At 64.8% G+C, this 16,243-nt stretch carries 14 protein-coding genes and 1 tRNA gene; 9 read left to right on the forward strand and 6 right to left on the reverse strand.

The window, feature by feature from the left end; genetic code table 11:
* Positions 1-2 precede the first annotated feature (2 nt).
* Positions 3-980, reverse strand: coding sequence for a lysophospholipid acyltransferase family protein (locus KBY71_RS08855; RefSeq protein ID WP_254928562.1), 978 nt, complete (start codon positions 978-980; stop codon positions 3-5).
* Here KBY71_RS08855 and KBY71_RS08860 point away from each other — a divergent pair.
* A tRNA-Val gene (locus KBY71_RS08860) sits at positions 981-1,052 on the forward strand.
* Positions 1,053-1,101: 49 nt separating this feature from the next.
* On the opposite strand, the gene KBY71_RS08865 is transcribed toward KBY71_RS08860, so the two are convergent.
* Both KBY71_RS08865 and KBY71_RS08870 read right to left on the reverse strand, forming a co-directional pair.
* Positions 1,102-2,124: an alpha/beta fold hydrolase gene (locus tag KBY71_RS08865; protein WP_254928563.1), complete on the reverse strand. Its 1,023-nt coding sequence runs from the start codon at positions 2,122-2,124 to the stop codon at positions 1,102-1,104.
* 183 nt (positions 2,125-2,307) lie between these two features.
* A complete protein-coding gene (locus KBY71_RS08870) occupies positions 2,308-2,565 on the reverse strand; it encodes a hypothetical protein (RefSeq protein ID WP_190390532.1) in 258 nt (85 codons plus the stop codon).
* A gap of 47 nt (positions 2,566-2,612) precedes the next feature.
* Here KBY71_RS08870 and KBY71_RS08875 point away from each other — a divergent pair, with 47 nt between their 5' ends.
* Both KBY71_RS08875 and KBY71_RS08880 read left to right on the forward strand, forming a co-directional pair.
* Positions 2,613-3,074: a protein phosphatase gene (locus tag KBY71_RS08875; RefSeq protein ID WP_396095176.1), complete on the forward strand. Its 462-nt coding sequence runs from the start codon at positions 2,613-2,615 to the stop codon at positions 3,072-3,074.
* Entirely contained in the window at positions 3,074-3,712 is a 639-nt protein-coding gene (locus tag KBY71_RS08880) for a 2OG-Fe(II) oxygenase (RefSeq protein WP_254928565.1), read from the forward strand. Before KBY71_RS08875 ends, KBY71_RS08880 begins: the two co-directional genes overlap by 1 nt.
* Here the strand turns inward: KBY71_RS08880 and KBY71_RS08885 are convergent.
* Positions 3,703-3,966 (reverse strand): Nif11 family protein, encoded by a 264-nt coding sequence (locus KBY71_RS08885; RefSeq protein WP_254928566.1) that lies wholly within the window; start codon positions 3,964-3,966, stop codon positions 3,703-3,705. The genes KBY71_RS08880 and KBY71_RS08885 overlap by 10 nt on opposite strands.
* 123 nt (positions 3,967-4,089) lie before the next feature.
* Between KBY71_RS08885 and KBY71_RS08890 the strand changes: the two genes are divergently transcribed.
* Entirely contained in the window at positions 4,090-4,890 is an 801-nt protein-coding gene (locus KBY71_RS08890; protein ID WP_254928567.1) for a bestrophin family ion channel, read from the forward strand.
* Between the two features lie 32 nt (positions 4,891-4,922).
* On the opposite strand, the gene KBY71_RS08895 is transcribed toward KBY71_RS08890, so the two are convergent.
* Together KBY71_RS08895 and KBY71_RS08900 are read right to left on the reverse strand one after the other, a co-directional pair.
* Positions 4,923-6,179 carry a mechanosensitive ion channel family protein gene (locus KBY71_RS08895; protein WP_254928568.1) on the reverse strand — a complete coding sequence of 419 codons (1,257 nt, stop codon included), beginning with the start codon at positions 6,177-6,179 and terminating at the stop codon, positions 4,923-4,925.
* A complete protein-coding gene (locus KBY71_RS08900; protein ID WP_254928569.1) occupies positions 6,176-7,444 on the reverse strand; it encodes a hypothetical protein in 1,269 nt (422 codons plus the stop codon). Before KBY71_RS08900 ends, KBY71_RS08895 begins: the two co-directional genes overlap by 4 nt.
* 189 nt (positions 7,445-7,633) lie before the next feature.
* Here KBY71_RS08900 and KBY71_RS08905 point away from each other — a divergent pair, with 189 nt between their 5' ends.
* The 5 genes from KBY71_RS08905 to KBY71_RS08925 all read left to right on the forward strand — a co-directional run.
* Complete coding sequence (locus KBY71_RS08905; RefSeq protein ID WP_254928574.1) at positions 7,634-9,070, forward strand: diguanylate cyclase domain-containing protein; 1,437 nt, start codon at positions 7,634-7,636, stop codon at positions 9,068-9,070.
* Between the two features lie 29 nt (positions 9,071-9,099).
* Positions 9,100-11,913 carry a valine--tRNA ligase gene (locus KBY71_RS08910; RefSeq protein WP_254928570.1) on the forward strand — a complete coding sequence of 938 codons (2,814 nt, stop codon included), beginning with the start codon at positions 9,100-9,102 and terminating at the stop codon, positions 11,911-11,913.
* Between the two features lie 33 nt (positions 11,914-11,946).
* Positions 11,947-12,249 (forward strand): hypothetical protein, encoded by a 303-nt coding sequence (locus KBY71_RS08915; RefSeq protein ID WP_254928571.1) that lies wholly within the window; start codon positions 11,947-11,949, stop codon positions 12,247-12,249.
* Positions 12,249-12,872 carry a TVP38/TMEM64 family protein gene (locus KBY71_RS08920; protein WP_254928572.1) on the forward strand — a complete coding sequence of 208 codons (624 nt, stop codon included), beginning with the start codon at positions 12,249-12,251 and terminating at the stop codon, positions 12,870-12,872. The genes KBY71_RS08915 and KBY71_RS08920 overlap by 1 nt, the downstream gene beginning before the upstream one ends.
* A 289-nt stretch (positions 12,873-13,161) precedes the next feature.
* On the forward strand, positions 13,162-16,243 hold a 3,082-nt coding region (locus KBY71_RS08925), incomplete at its 3' end, for a choice-of-anchor I family protein (RefSeq protein ID WP_254928573.1).

The raw sequence follows: 16,243 nt of genomic DNA on the forward strand, positions 1-16,243 counted from the left end.
GTTCAGTGCCCCCGAGGGGCGGGTGGGTCCATGGCGCGCAACCGCTGGCCGCTGCCATCGCCGGGCCGCCAGCGCCGGTTGATCCAGTAGTACTGCTCGGGGTAGGCCTGAATCCAGGTTTCGTGCCAACGGGCCAGGGCCGCCATCTGGGCCGCCAGAGCCTCATCGCCCTCGCCAGGCCAGAGCGCTGGACCGCAGATCAGGCGAAAGCGGCCGTCTGCCTCGCGCACATGGGCCACCGGAAACAGGGGGCAGCCCGATTTCTGGGACAGGGCGGCAGGCCCCTTGGCGAAGCGGGTGGAGAGGCCCAGGAAATCGACCTGCAGGTCACTGTCGCCGCTGTAGAGGTCGGTCATCATCACCAGGCTGCCGCCCCCCCGCAGACAGCGAAACATCGCTTTCGCATCGAACTGGGAGATCCAGCCGCAGTGGCTGTTGGCGCTGCGGGCACGGTTGAGCAGGCGATCGCTGATGGGGTTGTGGGCCGGCCGGAAGACCACCGAGAGGGTGTCGATCTGTTCGCTGAGCCAACGCAGGGCCAGATCCCAGCAGCCCAGATGCAGGGAGCCGACGATCACCCCCTGGCCCTGGCGATGCAGGGCCAGCAGGTCGTCCAGCCCCTCCCCTTCGGCGCGCACCAGGGCGCTGTCGACTGGCTGAATGATCGATTCGAGGCAGGAGAGAAAAAAGCTGTCGATCGAGCGCTCGGCCAGGGTCTGGCGTTGCGCTGGGGAGAGCTCTGTGCCGTAAACCCGCTGCAGGTTGGCGACTGCCGTGGCGTGGCGTTGTTGCAGCCAGGGCCTGGCGAGTTGGTGGGCCAGGCGGATGCCGTGAACCATGGTGCGATGGCTGCGACCCCGCAGCAGGGCCAGGAGCACGCGGACGGCGCTGGCCTCCAGCTGCCAGCGCAGCGTCTGCGGCAGGGAGGCTGGGCTGGGCTGGCGACGGGCCATAGAGATGTGGTGTAAGTTGCGCCTCACGCGCGATTAGCTCAGCGGTAGAGCGCCTGCCTTACAAGCAGGATGTCGCTGGTTCGAACCCGGCATCGCGCATTGGACTCCTGCTGTGCGGCATTCCGTTGAACGTGTAGGCCCCAGGTTGTCAGTCAAGGGATTTGAGGAATTGGCTGATTTTCGGTGCACAAGCTCCAAGTTCATGCTGCAAAGCGGCATGGCCCCTCCCTGAATCTCTGGCCAGAACAATATCCATTTTGTCACCGAGTCTTCGCTTGGCTTCGTCCAGTTGTCCGAGCTCAACCGGTACCATTTCATCCCCATCCACGGCGATGGCCAGCACTTGGGCCTGAATCTCCTCAAGCCTCGGGGAAACGTTGAATGTGTCATTGGCACGCAGTTGGTAGATCCAGTCATTGGCATCCAGGTTTGCGGCGATCTTTTCCGCCAGTCTGGGTAGGTGCCGTAGGGATCGCTCCCGCGTGGGAGCTGCATTCCATAGATGGCTCACCCCAGACATGAAGATCCAATAGGCCATGATCGCCAAGGGGAAGTTTTGCGGGGTTTCGTTGTAATTGCCGCCATCCCAGGTTGGATCAATCAGCAGGGGTTCAATCCCGAGATAATCTTGCATGCCACGACGGCCAGCCAGGGCAAAGGGGGAGGCAATCATCGGAATGATGCCCTTCACCGCATGGGGATATTGAACGGCCCATTGCCAGGCGAGCCTGCCCCCATAGGAACTGCCGATCACGGCCCGTAATTGTTTGATGCCGAGTTGGTTGGTGACCAGGTCGTGCTGGGCGCGCACAACATCGCTGTGTTGATAGGAGGGGAATTCCATGCGCAGGCCATCGCTGGGCTTGCTGGAGCTCCCCGCTCCAAGATTGTCTGAAAGAATGACAAACGTGCAGCTGAGATCGAGCGGTTGTCCAGGGCCATACATCTGGCTGCTCCACCAGCTCTCGGCATACATTCGCCAGCTGCTTGCGGTTCCATGAACGAGCAAGACCGCATTGATGATCTGTCCATCTGAGTCATGCTGAGGTGTGCCCAGCGTGACGTAATTGATGTGTGCCGGCGCAAGTGTTTGGCCGCTGTTGAACTCAATATTGTGAATCAAATGCAGCTTTTCGCCGCCCTTGGCCATCAGCGTATCGAGATCATGCATGTGGATTGATCTGTCATTGCCGGCCCTCTACTCCCAGTCCGTTGTTTTCTCGTGCTGTTCAGCGAACACGGTCATGAAATCCTGACCCACGCGGGCCGGTGGCGCCATCCCGGTGGGGTGGCGCTGCAAATCAGCACGCCGGCTGCTCCGAGGGCGAGCAGGGGTCTGGGCCAGTCGTGGGCGTCAGCCTTCGGGGAAGAGCAGGTTGGCCAGCTCGTCGGCATCCACGTCGTAGACGCGGGCGAGGCTGGTTTCGATGGCGCTGGTCACTTCGCCAGGCAGGAAGCGCATGGCGTTGAGGGCGTCGTCGGCGATCTCCTCGGTGAGCAGCTTGTCGTCGCCGCCCAGCTTCTCGTCGTTGATCACCGCCATCACCCAGCTCTGGTAGGCGTACACGAGATCGCCGAACTCCAGATCGGGGTCGTTGAAGTCGAGGGCCATGGATGCTGCAGGCACATGCCTTTGCAGTCTGCCCGTCGCTGAGCAGGATGGCAGGCATGAAGGCCACCAACCTGCAGGCAACCCTGTTCGATTTCGCCATCGGCGAGCTGGTGCGCCAGCACCGCGAGAGCTTCCAGCCGCTCTGGAGCACCGAAAGCTGGGCCAAGCTGATGATCTGGCTGTCGCTCAACTGCGGCTGTAGTGGCGATCGGGACGGGCTGGAGGCCTTTGCGGCGGCCCTGGGCCCGGTGCTCAGCGCCCGGATGCGGCGCCTGTTCTTTGAGCGGGAGCTGGAGGATCTGGAGCTTCAGGTGATGGCCGACCCCGCCGAGCAGCAGGTGCTGGTGATGCCCTTGGGCCCGTCTGGCCCCCTGGATGCCGCGCGGGTGGCCGAGGCCCTCGAGCGGGTGGGCCTGGGGCCCCAGCGGGTGGCCCCGCCGGAGTGCTGGCAGGAGTTGGATGCGGTGGTGGCCATTCCCTGGCTCGACCCCTCGCAGGAGCGTCCGTGATGGATCTGATCGCCCGCTACCGCAATGCCGGCTACGCCGCCCTCGCCGATGGGGTGATGGCCTTCTTTGAGCGGCGTGTCGATCTGCAGCGCCCCGGGGTGGCGTTCGGTCCTGAGGGCTCGGCCGGGGCAGGTGCAGAGCCGGCCAAGATCTCCACCGACATCAGCCTGGTGGCGATCGATCGCTCCGATCCGGAGGCCTTCGCCCTGGCGGAGGTGATTCTGCGGGGGGTTTCGGCGGGGCTGGAGCGCTACCTGCAGGAACGGCCGCTGTTTCGCGACTGCTGCCCGGAGCAGCAGCTGTTCGTGAATCCGATCTTCAACCTGCAGCGCTACGCGCCCGGAGAGGGCTTCAAGCGCTGGCACTGCGACTGGACGATCAGCGACGAGGCCACCGAGCCGGTGCACCGTGTGTTGGCCTGGATCCTCTACTGCAACGACCTGCCGGAGGGCGGCACCGAATTTCATTGGCAGGGGCACCACGAGGAGGCGGAGCACGGCAAGCTCGTGATCTTTCCGGCGGGCCCTTCCCACATTCACCGCGGCCGGGTGAACCCAACCCTCACCAAAACCATTGCCACCGGGTGGATCAACGCCGGCAGCCGTGAGGGCTATCTGCGCCGTCTGGCTCAGGCCTGATCGGGGCGTTCCCAGGTTTTGGCGGCCCACAGCAGCTCGCCCATGTCCCAACCGAGGTTGTCGAAGTTGCGCACGGCCATGGCGTCGTCGCTCTCGAGCAGCAACTGGGCGAAGGCCTTCACCAGGGCGGCGGGTTCGATGGTCAGACCTGCCTCGGCGGCCACAGCGGCCAGGTCAGCCGCCGTGGTGGCCCCGCGCAGCTGGCGTTGCAGGTCTTCGTTGGAGCGCACTGCTGCCAGAAAAGCCTCAACCATGGGGAAAAATGACTAACAAACAACCCTAGATCTCCTGGCCGCTGTCAGCGTCCCGCTTGTGTTCTAGAACACCTGCTTCGGTCTGCTCCGATCGCCAGAATGGAGTGGGTATCTGGCCATTTTTTGAACACTGTTCCTCCGAAAGCCGGCTTGCGGTCATCCGCGCGGCGTCGTCGTCTGAGAAAAATCCGTGGTGTGTTTCTCCAGGTGCTGGTGCTCTGCGGCATCAAAGTGGCTGTACATGTTCTGGGTCTGGAGCGGATCAGCGTCAACCAGCTGTTTTCGGCGATGGTCGCCTCGACCGTTTTTCTGCTGGGTTTTCTGTTGAGCGGCGTGCTCACGGATTTCAAGGAGAGCGAGAAGATTCCCGGTGAATTGGCCACGGCGCTCCAGTCCCTCACGCTTGAGATCCAGGCCATTCAGGCCTATCACCCTGAGGCACGCGTTGGGGCAGCGCTCAATGCCGTGGCGGGGTTGGGGAGTTCTCTGTTGGATTGGTTGAAGGAGAGGATCAGTACCGATCAGATCCTGCTCTGCCATGGGCAGGTGCATCGGGAGGTGGTGCTTGCCGCTGTGCAGTTCAAGGGTGATGCCTCCACCCTGCGGGGGCGACTGATGCAGGACATGGCCACCATTTTGCAAAAGGTGAACCGGGTGCAGACCATTCGCGACACTACATTTGTACCGCTGGTGTACTGGATGGCTGATATTGCCGCGGTGCTGCTCTTTGCCGGCTTGGTGATGGCTCGGGCGGAGAATCTCGCTGAATCCGTCTTTTTTCTGGCGGTGATTTCCTTTATTGTGATCTTGCTGCTGCGTTTGATCGACGATATTGACAATCCATTTGGCCTCTCCGATATCGACTCTGCTGAGGATGTCTCGATTGAGTTGTTAGAAAAAGCCGTCGAACGTCTGGCGATTTAGCGATCCTGATAAAAGACTGGTTGGAGTTTCTTTCACCGATGGGCCTGGGTGCTCTGGTGCTCTTCGGGGGGCCACGCCATCGGATATTGCACTTGCTGGGGGAAGGGAATCTCGATGCCCTCCCGCCGGAAGGCCACCCAGATCGCCTGGTTCACGTCGCTGCAGATCCCGACGTTGTCCATCGGATTGGCGATCCAGAAGCGCAGGGAGTAGTGGATGGCGAAATCGCCATAGTCGAGCAACAGGGCCTTGGGGGCTGGACTCTCCAGCACCCGTGGCACCTCCAGGGCGGCGGCTTCCAGCAGGGCGATCACGGCGGCCGGGTCGTGGTGGTAGGCCGCTCCCACACTCACCTCGCTGCGGCGCATGCGGTCGCTGGCGGTGTAACTCGTCGCTGCTGAAGTGAAGAAGGTCTGGTTGGGGATCAGCAGTTCGGCGTTGTCCCGGTTGCGCCAGAGCAGGGTGGCCCGCAGGCCGAGCCGGCGCACCTCACAGGGATCGCCATCGAGCATCAGCACTTCCCCTGGGCGCACGGAGCCCTCAAACAGCAGCCAGATGCCACTGATGAAGTTGGAGAACACCTCCTTGATGCCGAAGCCCAGGCCCACCGACAGGCCTCCGGCCACGGCGATCAGCGCGGTGCTGTTGATGCCTAGGTGCATGGCGACACCCACCAGCCCCAGGCTCACCACCAGGTAGCGGAGCATCAGCTCCATGGCCTTGCGACTGCCGTCGCTCAGCCCCAGGGCGCGCTGCGCCAGCCAGGCCACACCGGCCGCCGGCGGGCCGCAGCCCACCAGCACCAGATAGATCACCACCAGGGCGTTGAACAGCTTGCCGAAGCTCACCGACACGCCCAGCAGCTCGCCCAGCGGGATGACGGCGAGGTCGTTGAAGTTGTCGACCTCCCGGATCAGTAGCAGGGCCGCGCCCACCAGGTAGGCCGGCCGCAGCAGCCGGGATTCGAGCTGATGCAGCCGCTGCGGTGGCAGCCAGCGGGCGAGGGGCTGGTGCAGCAGGCTGATGCCGTACCAGCCCAGCCATTGCAGCCCCAGCAGGCTCGCCAGCCCCTGGGGCAGGCCCAGGCCGGCCAAGGCGCCGCAGCCCAGGGCCAGGGCCAAGAGCCCCAGGGGCGGATAGGCGAGCACCGGCAGCGCCGGTAGCCATCGCCGGCGCCGGGCCTCTCGGGTGAGCAGCACCACCGAGATCACCAGGACCAGCTGCAGCAGCACCGTGGGCCGTTCCAGGTAGCCCAGCCAGCCGAAGATCTCCAGCAGCAGCTCGTTCATGGGCGGGCCTGCAGGATCTGGATCAGCTCGGTGGTGGCGCCCTCGGGGCTGCGCTCCCCGAACACCAACTCGGTCAGCAGGGTCTGCAAGCGGGGAATGCGGGGGTCATTGTTGTGCACGAGGGTCACCAGGTTGTTGGCCTGCAAGCCTTGGTTGGCGGCAGTCACCATGGCGGCCAGCACCTGGGAGCTCTGCACCGGCACGGTGACGAAGCGGTTGGCGGGCAGCACCGTCTGGGATCCCAGGGTGAGGGTGCGCTGGGTCAGCGGGTTGACGGCGTAGAAGCTGAAAGCCAGGGCGCGGCGACGTCCCTCTGCGCTGGAGCTGCGGCCCAGGGCCAGCACCCGCAGCCGGTTGATCGGACTGGCCCGGTGCCCCTCCCCATTCGGCAGGGGGGCCACTCCGAGGGCGCTGCCCATCACCCGGCGCAGCTGGGGCAGCACGGTGCTGCGACAGGGGATCCAGTCGAGGCGTCCGGCCTTGAATTCGGCTTCGGCGGTGGGCTGGTCGGGGAAGAAGGTGACCCGCTGCTGGTTGCTGGCGTTCTGCATCCAGGCCAGCCAGCCCGTCAGGGCCTGGCGTTCGGCCGGGTTGGGCGGTTGCCCCAGCACGGTCCGGTCCATGGCGGGCAGGGCTCCGGTGCTGCCCACGATCCAGAACAGGTAATAGAAGTCCATCGACAGGCCGATGGGGTGACCGTTGGCGCTGGCTTCAAGCAGCTCCTGCAGGGTGGCGGGGGGTTCGGGAAGGCGCTGGCGGTTGAAGCAGCTCAACTCGGTTTGCACCAGCACCGGCAGGCCTGCCAGTTGCCCATCCGGGCTGCGCAACCGCCGCAGTTCCGTCTCGTTGAAGATGGCCAGCTGGTCCTTGCGGATGGGGAAGGGATCCACCAGGCCGGCCTGTCGCAAGCGCAGGGCCGTGTCGCCATTCACCAGCAGCAGATCCGGGGCGAGGCCACTCCTGCTGCGCCGGCGCATCACCTCCACCATCTGGTCTTCGCGGTAGATGCTGAACTGAAAGTGGGTGTCGGGGTGGATCTGGCGGAATCGCGCTATCGCCTCCTCCAGGCGATCCCGAGATTCCTGCTTCAGTTCCGCGTCGATGATCTCGTCTTTGTTGGCTCCGATCGCCACGTACACCACGTTGGGCCACTCCCGGCCAGCGCTGCAACCCCCGAGGGGGGCGACCAGGGCCAGGCCGCCCAGCAGGCTGAGCAGCCGGTTGCGCCGGCGTTGCGCTTTTTGAGCGGCAGGGGGCGGGGCCATGGGTGGCACGAGCTGGCCCATCATCCCGCTGCGGGAAGCGGTGAACCTTGATTTGCTCACTCTTCGTCTTTCCTCCCCGGTTTTTGCGCTGGTCCTGCCCTAAGCAGGGAAAAGCCACCGATCCCCCTTGTCCTGCTTGCTAGCAGCCCCAGGCCCCTGAACCGTCCCCAGCGCTTCCTTTCGCTCAACCTGGCCGCCTTCGGAGCCTATGGCGTTCTGGCCGGCCTGTCGCTTCATCTGGCCCAGGGCGATGCCCTGATTCCAGGCATCTGGTTCCCCTCCGGTCTGATGGTGGCCCTCGCGCTGCGGAGCGGTCCCATCGTTCTGCCCGGGCTTTGGTTGGGGGCCAGCCTCGTGGCGTTCCTTTCCAGTGGGGGGGGCCTGTGGCACGCCATCGCTGTGGGGCTGGCGACCTGTCTGGAGCCCGTGGTCGTGCTGCTGCTGGTGCCCCGGCTGATGCGCAGTCGCGATCCCCTGGACAGCCTGCATGACTTCGTTGGCTTGTACGGCGCTTCCGCACTGGGTGTGCTGCTGTCGATCGGGGCCATCCGGTTGCTGCACCCCGCGGGCCTGGACGCGTCCCTGGCGTTCCTGCTCCACTTCGCGGGAATCCTGGCCCTGACGCCCTTTCTGGCGGCCCTGCCGGGGCCCGGGGATCCCGCAGGGCTCCAGCGCCTGCGCCACGAGCTGCGCAGGCCGGACTGGTGGGGGCTGCTGCTGGCGATCACGCTGAGCACCGTGTTGATCAACGGAGGGTTCCTGCCGGCCCTGAGCCTCACTCCCTTGGCTCTGCTTTTTCCCCTGCTTCTGGTGGCGGGCTTCCGCTTCTTGCCCGTTGCGGCCACGGGGTTGAACCTGCTGGCGGCGATGCTGCAGACCTGGTTCGTCTTCGTCGGCAGCGATCTTCTGCCTGCCTCCAGTGATCTCGTGCTCAGGTCAGTGATGGCTCGCCTGTTCTGCGGCGTGCTGTTCCTGGCGCTGATGATTTTGGTGACCAACCTGCAGCAGCGGCGGATGCGCGCCCGGTTGGAGGAACAGGCGCGTGAGCTGGAGGAGATGGTGGCGTCGCGCACCCAGGAGCTCACCGCTGCCAATGTGCGGCTGGAGCAGCTCAGCCATCAGGACAGCCTCACGGGCATCCCCAATCGCCGCAGCTTTCAGCGCCGGTTCGACACGGAGTGGCAGCGGGCCCTGCGCCATCAGATGCCCCTGTCCATAGGAATGCTGGATGTGGACTACTTCAAGGCCTACAACGACCACTACGGCCATCCAGCCGGAGACCACTGTCTGGAGCAGATCGCGGCTGTCCTGGAGGCGTCGCTGGGCCGCAGTGGCGACCTGGTTGCCCGCTACGGCGGGGAGGAATTCGTGGTGTTGCTGCCCGGGCTGCCGGCCGAAGGCCTGGGCCCAATCGGCGAAAAGCTGCGCAGCAGCGTCAGTGCCCTCGGGCTGCCCCACGCCCAAGGCGGCCCGGAGGGCATCGTCACCGTCAGCCTCGGGCTGGCGACGGCCGTTCCCCAGGAGGGCAGTACGCCCAAGGAGCTGCTCGCTGTTGCCGATGCCCTGCTGTATCAAGCCAAGAAGGAAGGGCGCAACCGTCTCTGCTGGATGCCGCGACCGCTTTGAGACCATGGGGGCCACACCGTGCTGTCGCCGTGTCCGCCGAAGCCCTGCCCAAGACCTACGACCCGGCGGGCACTGAGAGCCGTTGGCAGCACGCCTGGGAGACCTCCGGAGCCTTTCACCCGGATCCCGCTGCCCCCGGCGAGCCCTTCAGCGTGGTGATTCCGCCGCCGAACGTGACCGGCAGTCTGCACATGGGCCATGCCTTCAACACGGCCCTGATCGACACGATCGTGCGCTTCCAGCGCCTCCGCGGCAAGAACGTGCTCTGTCTGCCGGGCACCGACCACGCCTCGATCGCGGTGCAGACGATCCTCGAAAAGCAGCTCAAGATTGAGGGCCAGCGCAAGGAAGATCTGGGCCGGGAAGCCTTCCTGGAGAAGGCGTGGGCCTGGAAGGCCGAGAGCGGCGGCACGATCGTGGGCCAGCTGCGCCGGCTGGGCTATTCGGTGGACTGGCAGCGGGAGCGGTTCACGCTCGATGCCGGCTGCAGCGCCGCGGTGATCGAGGCCTTCAACCGCCTGCACGAGCAGGGGCTGATCTACCGGGGTGAATACCTGGTGAACTGGTGCCCCGCCTCCGGCTCGGCCGTGAGCGATCTGGAGGTGGAGATGAAGGAGGTGGACGGCCACCTCTGGCACTTCCGCTATCCCCTAACCAGCGGCGCCGGCTTCCTCGAAGTGGCCACCACCCGCCCGGAAACCCTGCTGGGCGACACCGCCGTGGCGGTGAACCCCAAGGACCCCCGTTATGCCGAGCTGGTGGGCCAGACCCTCAGCCTGCCGCTGGTGGGCCGCACCATCCCGATCGTGGCCGACGACCACGTGGATGCCGAGTTCGGCACGGGCTGCGTGAAGGTGACCCCCGCCCACGACCCCAACGACTTCGCCATTGGCCAGCGCCACAACCTGCCGCTGATCACGGTGATGGCCAAGGACGGCACGATGAACGAGGCCGCCGGCCGCTTCCAGGGCTTGGATCGCTTCGAGGCCCGCCAGGCCGTGGTGGCGGCCATGGAGGCCGAAGATTTCCTGGTGAAGGTGGAGCCCTACCGCCACAGCGTGCCCTTCTCCGATCGGGGCAAGGTGCCGGTGGAGCCCCTGCTCTCCACCCAGTGGTTTGTGAAAACCGAGCCCCTGGCGGCCCGCTGTCGCGAGGCCCTCGAGAACGCCGACCCCCGCTTCGTGCCGGAGCGCTGGAGCAAGGTGTACCGCGACTGGCTCACCGACATCCGCGACTGGTGCATCTCCCGCCAGTTGTGGTGGGGCCACCGCATCCCCGCCTGGTTTGTGGTGAGCGAAACCGGCGGTGCCATCACCGACACCACGCCCTACGTGGTGGCCCGTGATGCGTCAGAAGCCATGGCGAAGGCCGAATCCATCTACGGCACGGGCACCCACGCCCAGCCGTTAGTGCTCGAGCAGGACCCCGATGCCCTCGACACCTGGTTCTCCAGTGGCCTATGGCCCTTCTCCACCCTGGGCTGGCCCGATGCGGATGCGGCCGATCTGGCGCGCTGGTATCCCACCAGCGTGCTGGTGACGGGCTTCGACATCATCTTCTTCTGGGTGGCCCGGATGACGATGATGGCTGGCGCCCTAATGAGTGGTCGGGAAGGTTCTGGAATCCCTTGGATTCCCTTCAAAGACGTGTACATCCACGGCCTGGTGCGGGATGAACAGAACCGCAAGATGAGCAAATCGGCGGGCAACGGCATCGACCCGCTGCTGCTGATTGAGCGCTATGGCGCCGATGCCCTGCGCTTCGCCCTGGTGCGCGAGGTGGCCGGCGCCGGCCAGGACATTCGCCTCGACTACGACCGCAAATCCGACACCTCCGCCACGGTGGAGGCCTCGCGCAACTTCGCCAACAAGCTCTGGAACGCCACCCGCTTCGCCCTGATGAACCTGGGGGGTGAGACCCCTGCCAGCCTGGGCGAGCCCGATCCCACCCTGCTTGAGCAGGAGGGCAGGCCCCTGCAGCTGGCCGATCGCTGGATCCTGTCCCGGCTGGCCCGCGTCAACCGCGAAACCGCTGAGCGCTACGAGAGCTACGGCCTTGGCGAAGCGGCCAAGGGGCTCTACGAGTTCGCCTGGAACGAGGTGTGCGATTGGACCATTGAGCTGCTCAAGCGGCGCCTGAATCCCGGTGAGAACCCCAGCCCCGAGGCCCTCGCCGATCAGCGCACCGCCCGCCAGGTGCTGGCCAAGGTGTTGCAGGAGCTGCTGGTACTGCTGCACCCGCTGATGCCCCACCTGAGTGAGGAGCTTTGGCATGGGCTCACGGGTGAGCCCGAGGGCACCTTCCTGGCCCTGCAGCCCTGGCCGGCCCTGAATCAGGCCGCCCTCAACGATGGCCTGGAGGCCCAGTTCGCCGAGTTGATCGAGGCGATCCGGGTGGTGCGCAACCTGCGGGCCGTGGCCGGGCTCAAACCGGCCCAGCCAGCGCCGGTGCAGTTCGTCACCGGCCGCGGCGAGCTGGCGGCCTTGCTTGTGGAGGCCACCGCCGACATCACCGCCCTCACCCGGGCCGAGAGCGTGGTGGTGCTGGATCCCGCCGCCGCCGAGGCGGCTCGTGGTCAGAGGGCTCTGGCGGGGGTGTGCGGCGAACTGCAGGTGTTGCTGCCGATCGAGGGCCTGGTGGATCTCGATGCCCTCAAGGGCCGCCTCGACAAAGACCTGGCCAAGGCGGAGAAGGAGATTGCTGGGCTGGCCGGCCGCCTCGCCAACCCCAATTTTGCGGGCAAGGCGCCGCCGGAGGTGGTGGCGGAATGCCAGGCCAACCTGGCTGAAGCCCGGGCCCAGGCGGAGCTGGCCCGCCGGCGGCTGGCCGATTTGGCGGGCTGAGCCTGGGCGGCCTGCCCGCCCTAACGTCAGCCCATGGATCGATCGACTCCGCCCCCAAGCCCCGAGGAGCTGGAGTCCCGGCTGCAGTCGGTCGACACCCGCCTGGAGCAGGTCACGATGCGGCTCGAGGCCCTCTGTGAACTGCTGGTGGCCAGCGGTGCGGTGGGCCAGGCGGAGCTGCTGGAGAAATTGCGGGAGATCGACCTGCGCGATGGCATCGAAGATGGCCGCAACGTGGCCCCCCAGGTGCAGGTGTGCGGCAAGTGCGGGCGCACCCGCGTGGGCGAGCACCGCTTCTGTGCCCACTGCGGCAGTGATGCCCTGCAGACGCTCTGATGGCGTTTGATCCCAGTGGCCTCAGCCTGGATTGGCAGCGCTGGCTGCCGGTGCTGCAGTCCCCCCTAGGCGCCGTGGCCTTTGTGCCGCTGTATGCCCTCTGGGTGACGTTGCTGCTGCCGGGGGTGTGGGCTTCGATGCTGGCCGGGGCGCTGTATGGCCCCTGGTGGGGCAGCTTGGTGGTGTTTGTAGGCGCCTGCCTGGGGGCGGAGGCGGCGTTTCTGCTGGGCCGCACCTGGTTGCGGGAGTGGGCGCGCCGTCGCCTGAGCGCCTTGCCCAAGCTGCAGGCCGTGGAGCAGGCCGTGAGCCGGGAGGGGCTCAAGCTGGTGCTGCTCACCCGGCTCTCACCGGCGTTTCCGTTCAGCCTGCTGAACTTCGCCTACGGGCTGAGTGAGGTGAGCTGGCGCGACTACTCGATTGGCCTGGTGGCGATCCTGCCGGGCACGGTGCTGTTCTGCGGCCTGGGGGCCCTGGCCGGGGATGTGGCCCGCTTCGGGGAGGTGCTCTCCGGCCAGGCCGATGCGGGCACCTGGGCCCTGCGGATCGTGGGGCTGCTGGCCACGGTGGCGTCCGTGTGGCTGGCGGGACGGGCGGCCCAGCGGGCGCTTCAGGTTAAGGGGTGATTGTGATTAGAGGGTGGTTTGTGATCTGCTTGCCGTGCAATTGTCGCCTGCACCACATCACTACCGATGTTGCCTAAATTCCTAACCAGGCCATAAACAGCGGGGGCTGGTGCTCAGGCCACGGTGATGTCAGACCGAATTTGTCTGACCCATGGCTCCCGCCCCCAAGGCCAAATCCAGCGTCAATTTCGAAGTCCCGGTATCTGCTCGTAAAACGGAGAGTGCCGTTCAAGTAGCAGCACCTGCAGTAGCACAAGCACCTGCAGCCGCACCAGTAGCATTCGCAACAGTGCCTGCTGCTCCGGCGCTGGCTAACAGCAATGCATTCCCTGGTCAGCCGGCTCCGGCCCCCTCCCAGCCCCTGCTGGGCAGCCTCAACCTGACTCCCGAGGACACCGAGGGCGAGCTGCTCAAGGGCGAACAGTTTCAGACCGAAATTTCCGCCACCGTCACCATCGGCGGCAAGTTGTTTGTGCTCTCCAGCGGCGGCGGCAGCACCCTGCAGGTGACTGATGCCACCGATGCCACCCAGCCAGAGCTGGTGGGCCGTGAGTCCTATGGCGACGGCTACGTCTCCACATCCGTAGCCAGCTACGGAGATCTCCTGGCTGTGGCCCTGTCGCCTGCCGACTACGACACCACCGGCGGCAAGGGCCTGGTGCGCTTCTATCGCGTCAGCGCCGACGGCACGCTCACCCAGATTGCCGATGTTCAGGTTGGCTATCTGCCCGATGGGATCGCCTTCAATGAAACCGGCACCAAGCTGGTGATTGCCAATGAGGGCCAGCCTGCGGCCGGTTACACCCTGGATCGCCCCGGCAGCATCGGCATCATCGACATTCAGGGTCGCGTGAACCCTGTTTTCACCTATACCGAACTCCTGTTTGATGATATTGCCCTGCCGGAGGACTTCCGCATCTCCGGCCCCACGGGTACCACCCAGGCCACCGACATCGAGCCTGAATACGTCGCGATCCAGGGCATCTACGCCTACGTGACGTTGCAAGAGAACAATGGCGTGGCCAAGGTGAATCTGGCCACCAACACGATCGAGAAGATCTTCTCCCTGGAAACGGTCGACTACAGCACCCAGTTGGTGGATCTGAGCGACAAGGATGGTGGCTTCAAGCCCCTGCTGGGCCAGGCCTATGAAGGTCTGCGCATGGCCGACGGCATCGCTGCCTACAGCGTCAAGGGTAAGGACTACTTCATCACCGCCAATGAGGGTGATGGCCGTGAGTATTTCGCCATCGGTGCTGATCCTGAGGAGGATGATCCCGTCTACACCGATGAAGAGCGCGGCTCGGGCAATGCCAACCGGGTGAAGCGGCTGACAGATGACGCCACTGTTGGCAGTGAAGATCGCATCACCACCTTCGGCAGCCGCAGCATCACCATTTTCGATGCTGACACCGGCACCGTGCTCTGGGACAGCGGCAACACCCTGCAGACCATCGCTTTTGCCGCGTGGGTTCCCTCCACTGACAAGGATGGCAATCCAATTCTGGTGAGCAACTACGCCGACAGCCGAAGCGATGACAAGGGAGTGGAGCCCGAGGGCGTGGTGGTCGCCAAGGTGGATGGCCGCAGCTACGCCATCGTCTCGCTGGAGCGGGGCGTCAGCTCGATGCTGGCCGTGTTCGACGTGAGCGATCCCACCGCCGGTCAGTTTGTGACCAGCACCGTGATCGCCGGCAGTATTTCACCCGAAGGGCTGCTTGTGGTAGATGCCAAGCAGAGCCCCACGGGCCGCGCCCAGCTGATCGTGTCCAATGAGCTGTCCAACACCCTCAACGTGTTCGACCTCGAGGCCCTGATTGCGGCGCCTCCTGTGGCCGGTGCCGGCACCTTCACCAGCACCATGCTCAAGGATGTGGCGGGTGGCCCCGAGCTGGAGGTGACCAGCCTGCTCACCAACGGTGAATTCACCAATGGTCTCAATCCTGGTGATAGCGTTTACGTTGCTCCCGGCATCTTCGATGGCCTCGGTGCATACGACAATGGCGATGGCACCTTCACAGTGCTCGCCAACAGTGAGATTGGGACGGTTTCAAGGACTGATCCGGCCTTGGCTGGCTATGGATACTTTGTGGATGGCGTGGCTTTAAAAGGAGCCCGGATTAGCAAGTTTATCATCGACAAGGATGTTGATGATGACGCCTCCAATGGCTATCAGTCGGCCATAATCTCCGGTGGCATTGCTTATAGCGAGATCTATGACGTCGATGGAGCGGAGGTGACCGATGCATCCCAAATCAATGGTGGCTTCAGCCGCTTCTGCTCCTCCAGCTTCGAGCAGGCCGATCGCTTCGGTGCTGGCCGTGGCTTTGTGGACAACATTTATCTCACGGGTGAGGAGAGCGACGAAGGTCTGTTCTGGGCCCTAGACACTGAGAGTGATGCCATCTGGGCGCTGCCCGGCCTGGGCCGCGGCGGTTGGGAAACCGCCGTTCAAGTTGACACCGGCAGTGTCAACACGGTGGGTGTCTTGCTGATGGACGACAACACTGCCCCCATCTATCTCTGGGTGGGTGAAAAGTCGACTGAGGAGGGAGCAGGGTTCCTGGAGCGCAATGGTTTGGCTGCCAGCCAGGGCAACGTCTACACCTGGGTGCCCACGGGGGGCAGTATCGGTGACGCCGCTGGCACGGCGGGGGTGCCCGACTCTGCTGATCTCAGGGCCTTGGGCCTCGGTACAGCTGCCGCCGGCAGCTGGGTGCTGGTGGGTACGGGCGCGGAGGTTGCTCTTCTGAGTGAAGCAGAGCTGCGCAGCGAGGCAATCGAGCTTGGGGCCCTACTGCTGAGTCGCCTGGAGGATGCCAACGTCAACCCTAAGAATGGCCAGGAGGTGGTGTTCGCCACCACGGGTAATGGCGAATTCGGTGGTGCCGATACCTTCGGCAACCTGATCACCCTTGATCTCAGCGGTGCCTTTGACGGCAACGGCCTGATTGCGGGTGACAACAGCACAGATCTGACCGTGATTTATGACGGTGACCGCCAGATTGCTGCCTGGGATGCTGCTTTTGGTGTCACCAAAAACGGCATAATTGATGCCGATGAGCAGGGCGCCTTTGGGGCCACCATCATCCGCAACCCGGATGGTCTCACCTGGTCGGAAGATGGGTTCATTTACGTGCAGGAAGACCGTTCCGTGGCCGCGGGCTACTTCGCCCAGGAGGAGGCCTCGGTTTGGAAGGTGGACGCCAGTGCCACCGATTCCGTTACCGGGCAGGCCCTGAGTGAGCGCTGGCTGGAGATCGATCGCACCGCGGTGCCCACTCTCTACGGCCAGACGGATCCCAATCCAGCTGACTACGGCAACTGGGACTCCTCCGGCATCATCGATGTGTCGGCCATTTACGGCGAGG

The organism is Cyanobium sp. T1B-Tous, assembly GCF_024345475.1.
Lineage (GTDB): Bacteria > Cyanobacteriota > Cyanobacteriia > PCC-6307 > Cyanobiaceae > Cyanobium_A.

Bases quoted from the DNA above. Each gene is read 5' to 3' on its own strand.
- KBY71_RS08900 (WP_254928569.1), bottom strand. From the start codon at position 7,444: ATGGCCCCGCCCCCTGCCGCTCAAAAAGCGCAACGCCGGCGCAACCGG.
- KBY71_RS08915 (WP_254928571.1), top strand. From the start codon at position 11,947: ATGGATCGATCGACTCCGCCCCCAAGCCCCGAGGAGCTGGAGTCCCGG.
- KBY71_RS08895 (WP_254928568.1), bottom strand. From the start codon at position 6,179: ATGAACGAGCTGCTGCTGGAGATCTTCGGCTGGCTGGGCTACCTGGAA.
- KBY71_RS08885 (WP_254928566.1), bottom strand. From the start codon at position 3,966: ATGGTTGAGGCTTTTCTGGCAGCAGTGCGCTCCAACGAAGACCTGCAA.
- KBY71_RS08880 (WP_254928565.1), top strand. From the start codon at position 3,074: ATGGATCTGATCGCCCGCTACCGCAATGCCGGCTACGCCGCCCTCGCC.
- KBY71_RS08875 (WP_396095176.1), top strand. From the start codon at position 2,613: ATGGCAGGCATGAAGGCCACCAACCTGCAGGCAACCCTGTTCGATTTC.
- KBY71_RS08865 (WP_254928563.1), bottom strand. From the start codon at position 2,124: ATGCATGATCTCGATACGCTGATGGCCAAGGGCGGCGAAAAGCTGCAT.
- KBY71_RS08870 (WP_190390532.1), bottom strand. From the start codon at position 2,565: ATGGCCCTCGACTTCAACGACCCCGATCTGGAGTTCGGCGATCTCGTG.
- KBY71_RS08920 (WP_254928572.1), top strand. From the start codon at position 12,249: ATGGCGTTTGATCCCAGTGGCCTCAGCCTGGATTGGCAGCGCTGGCTG.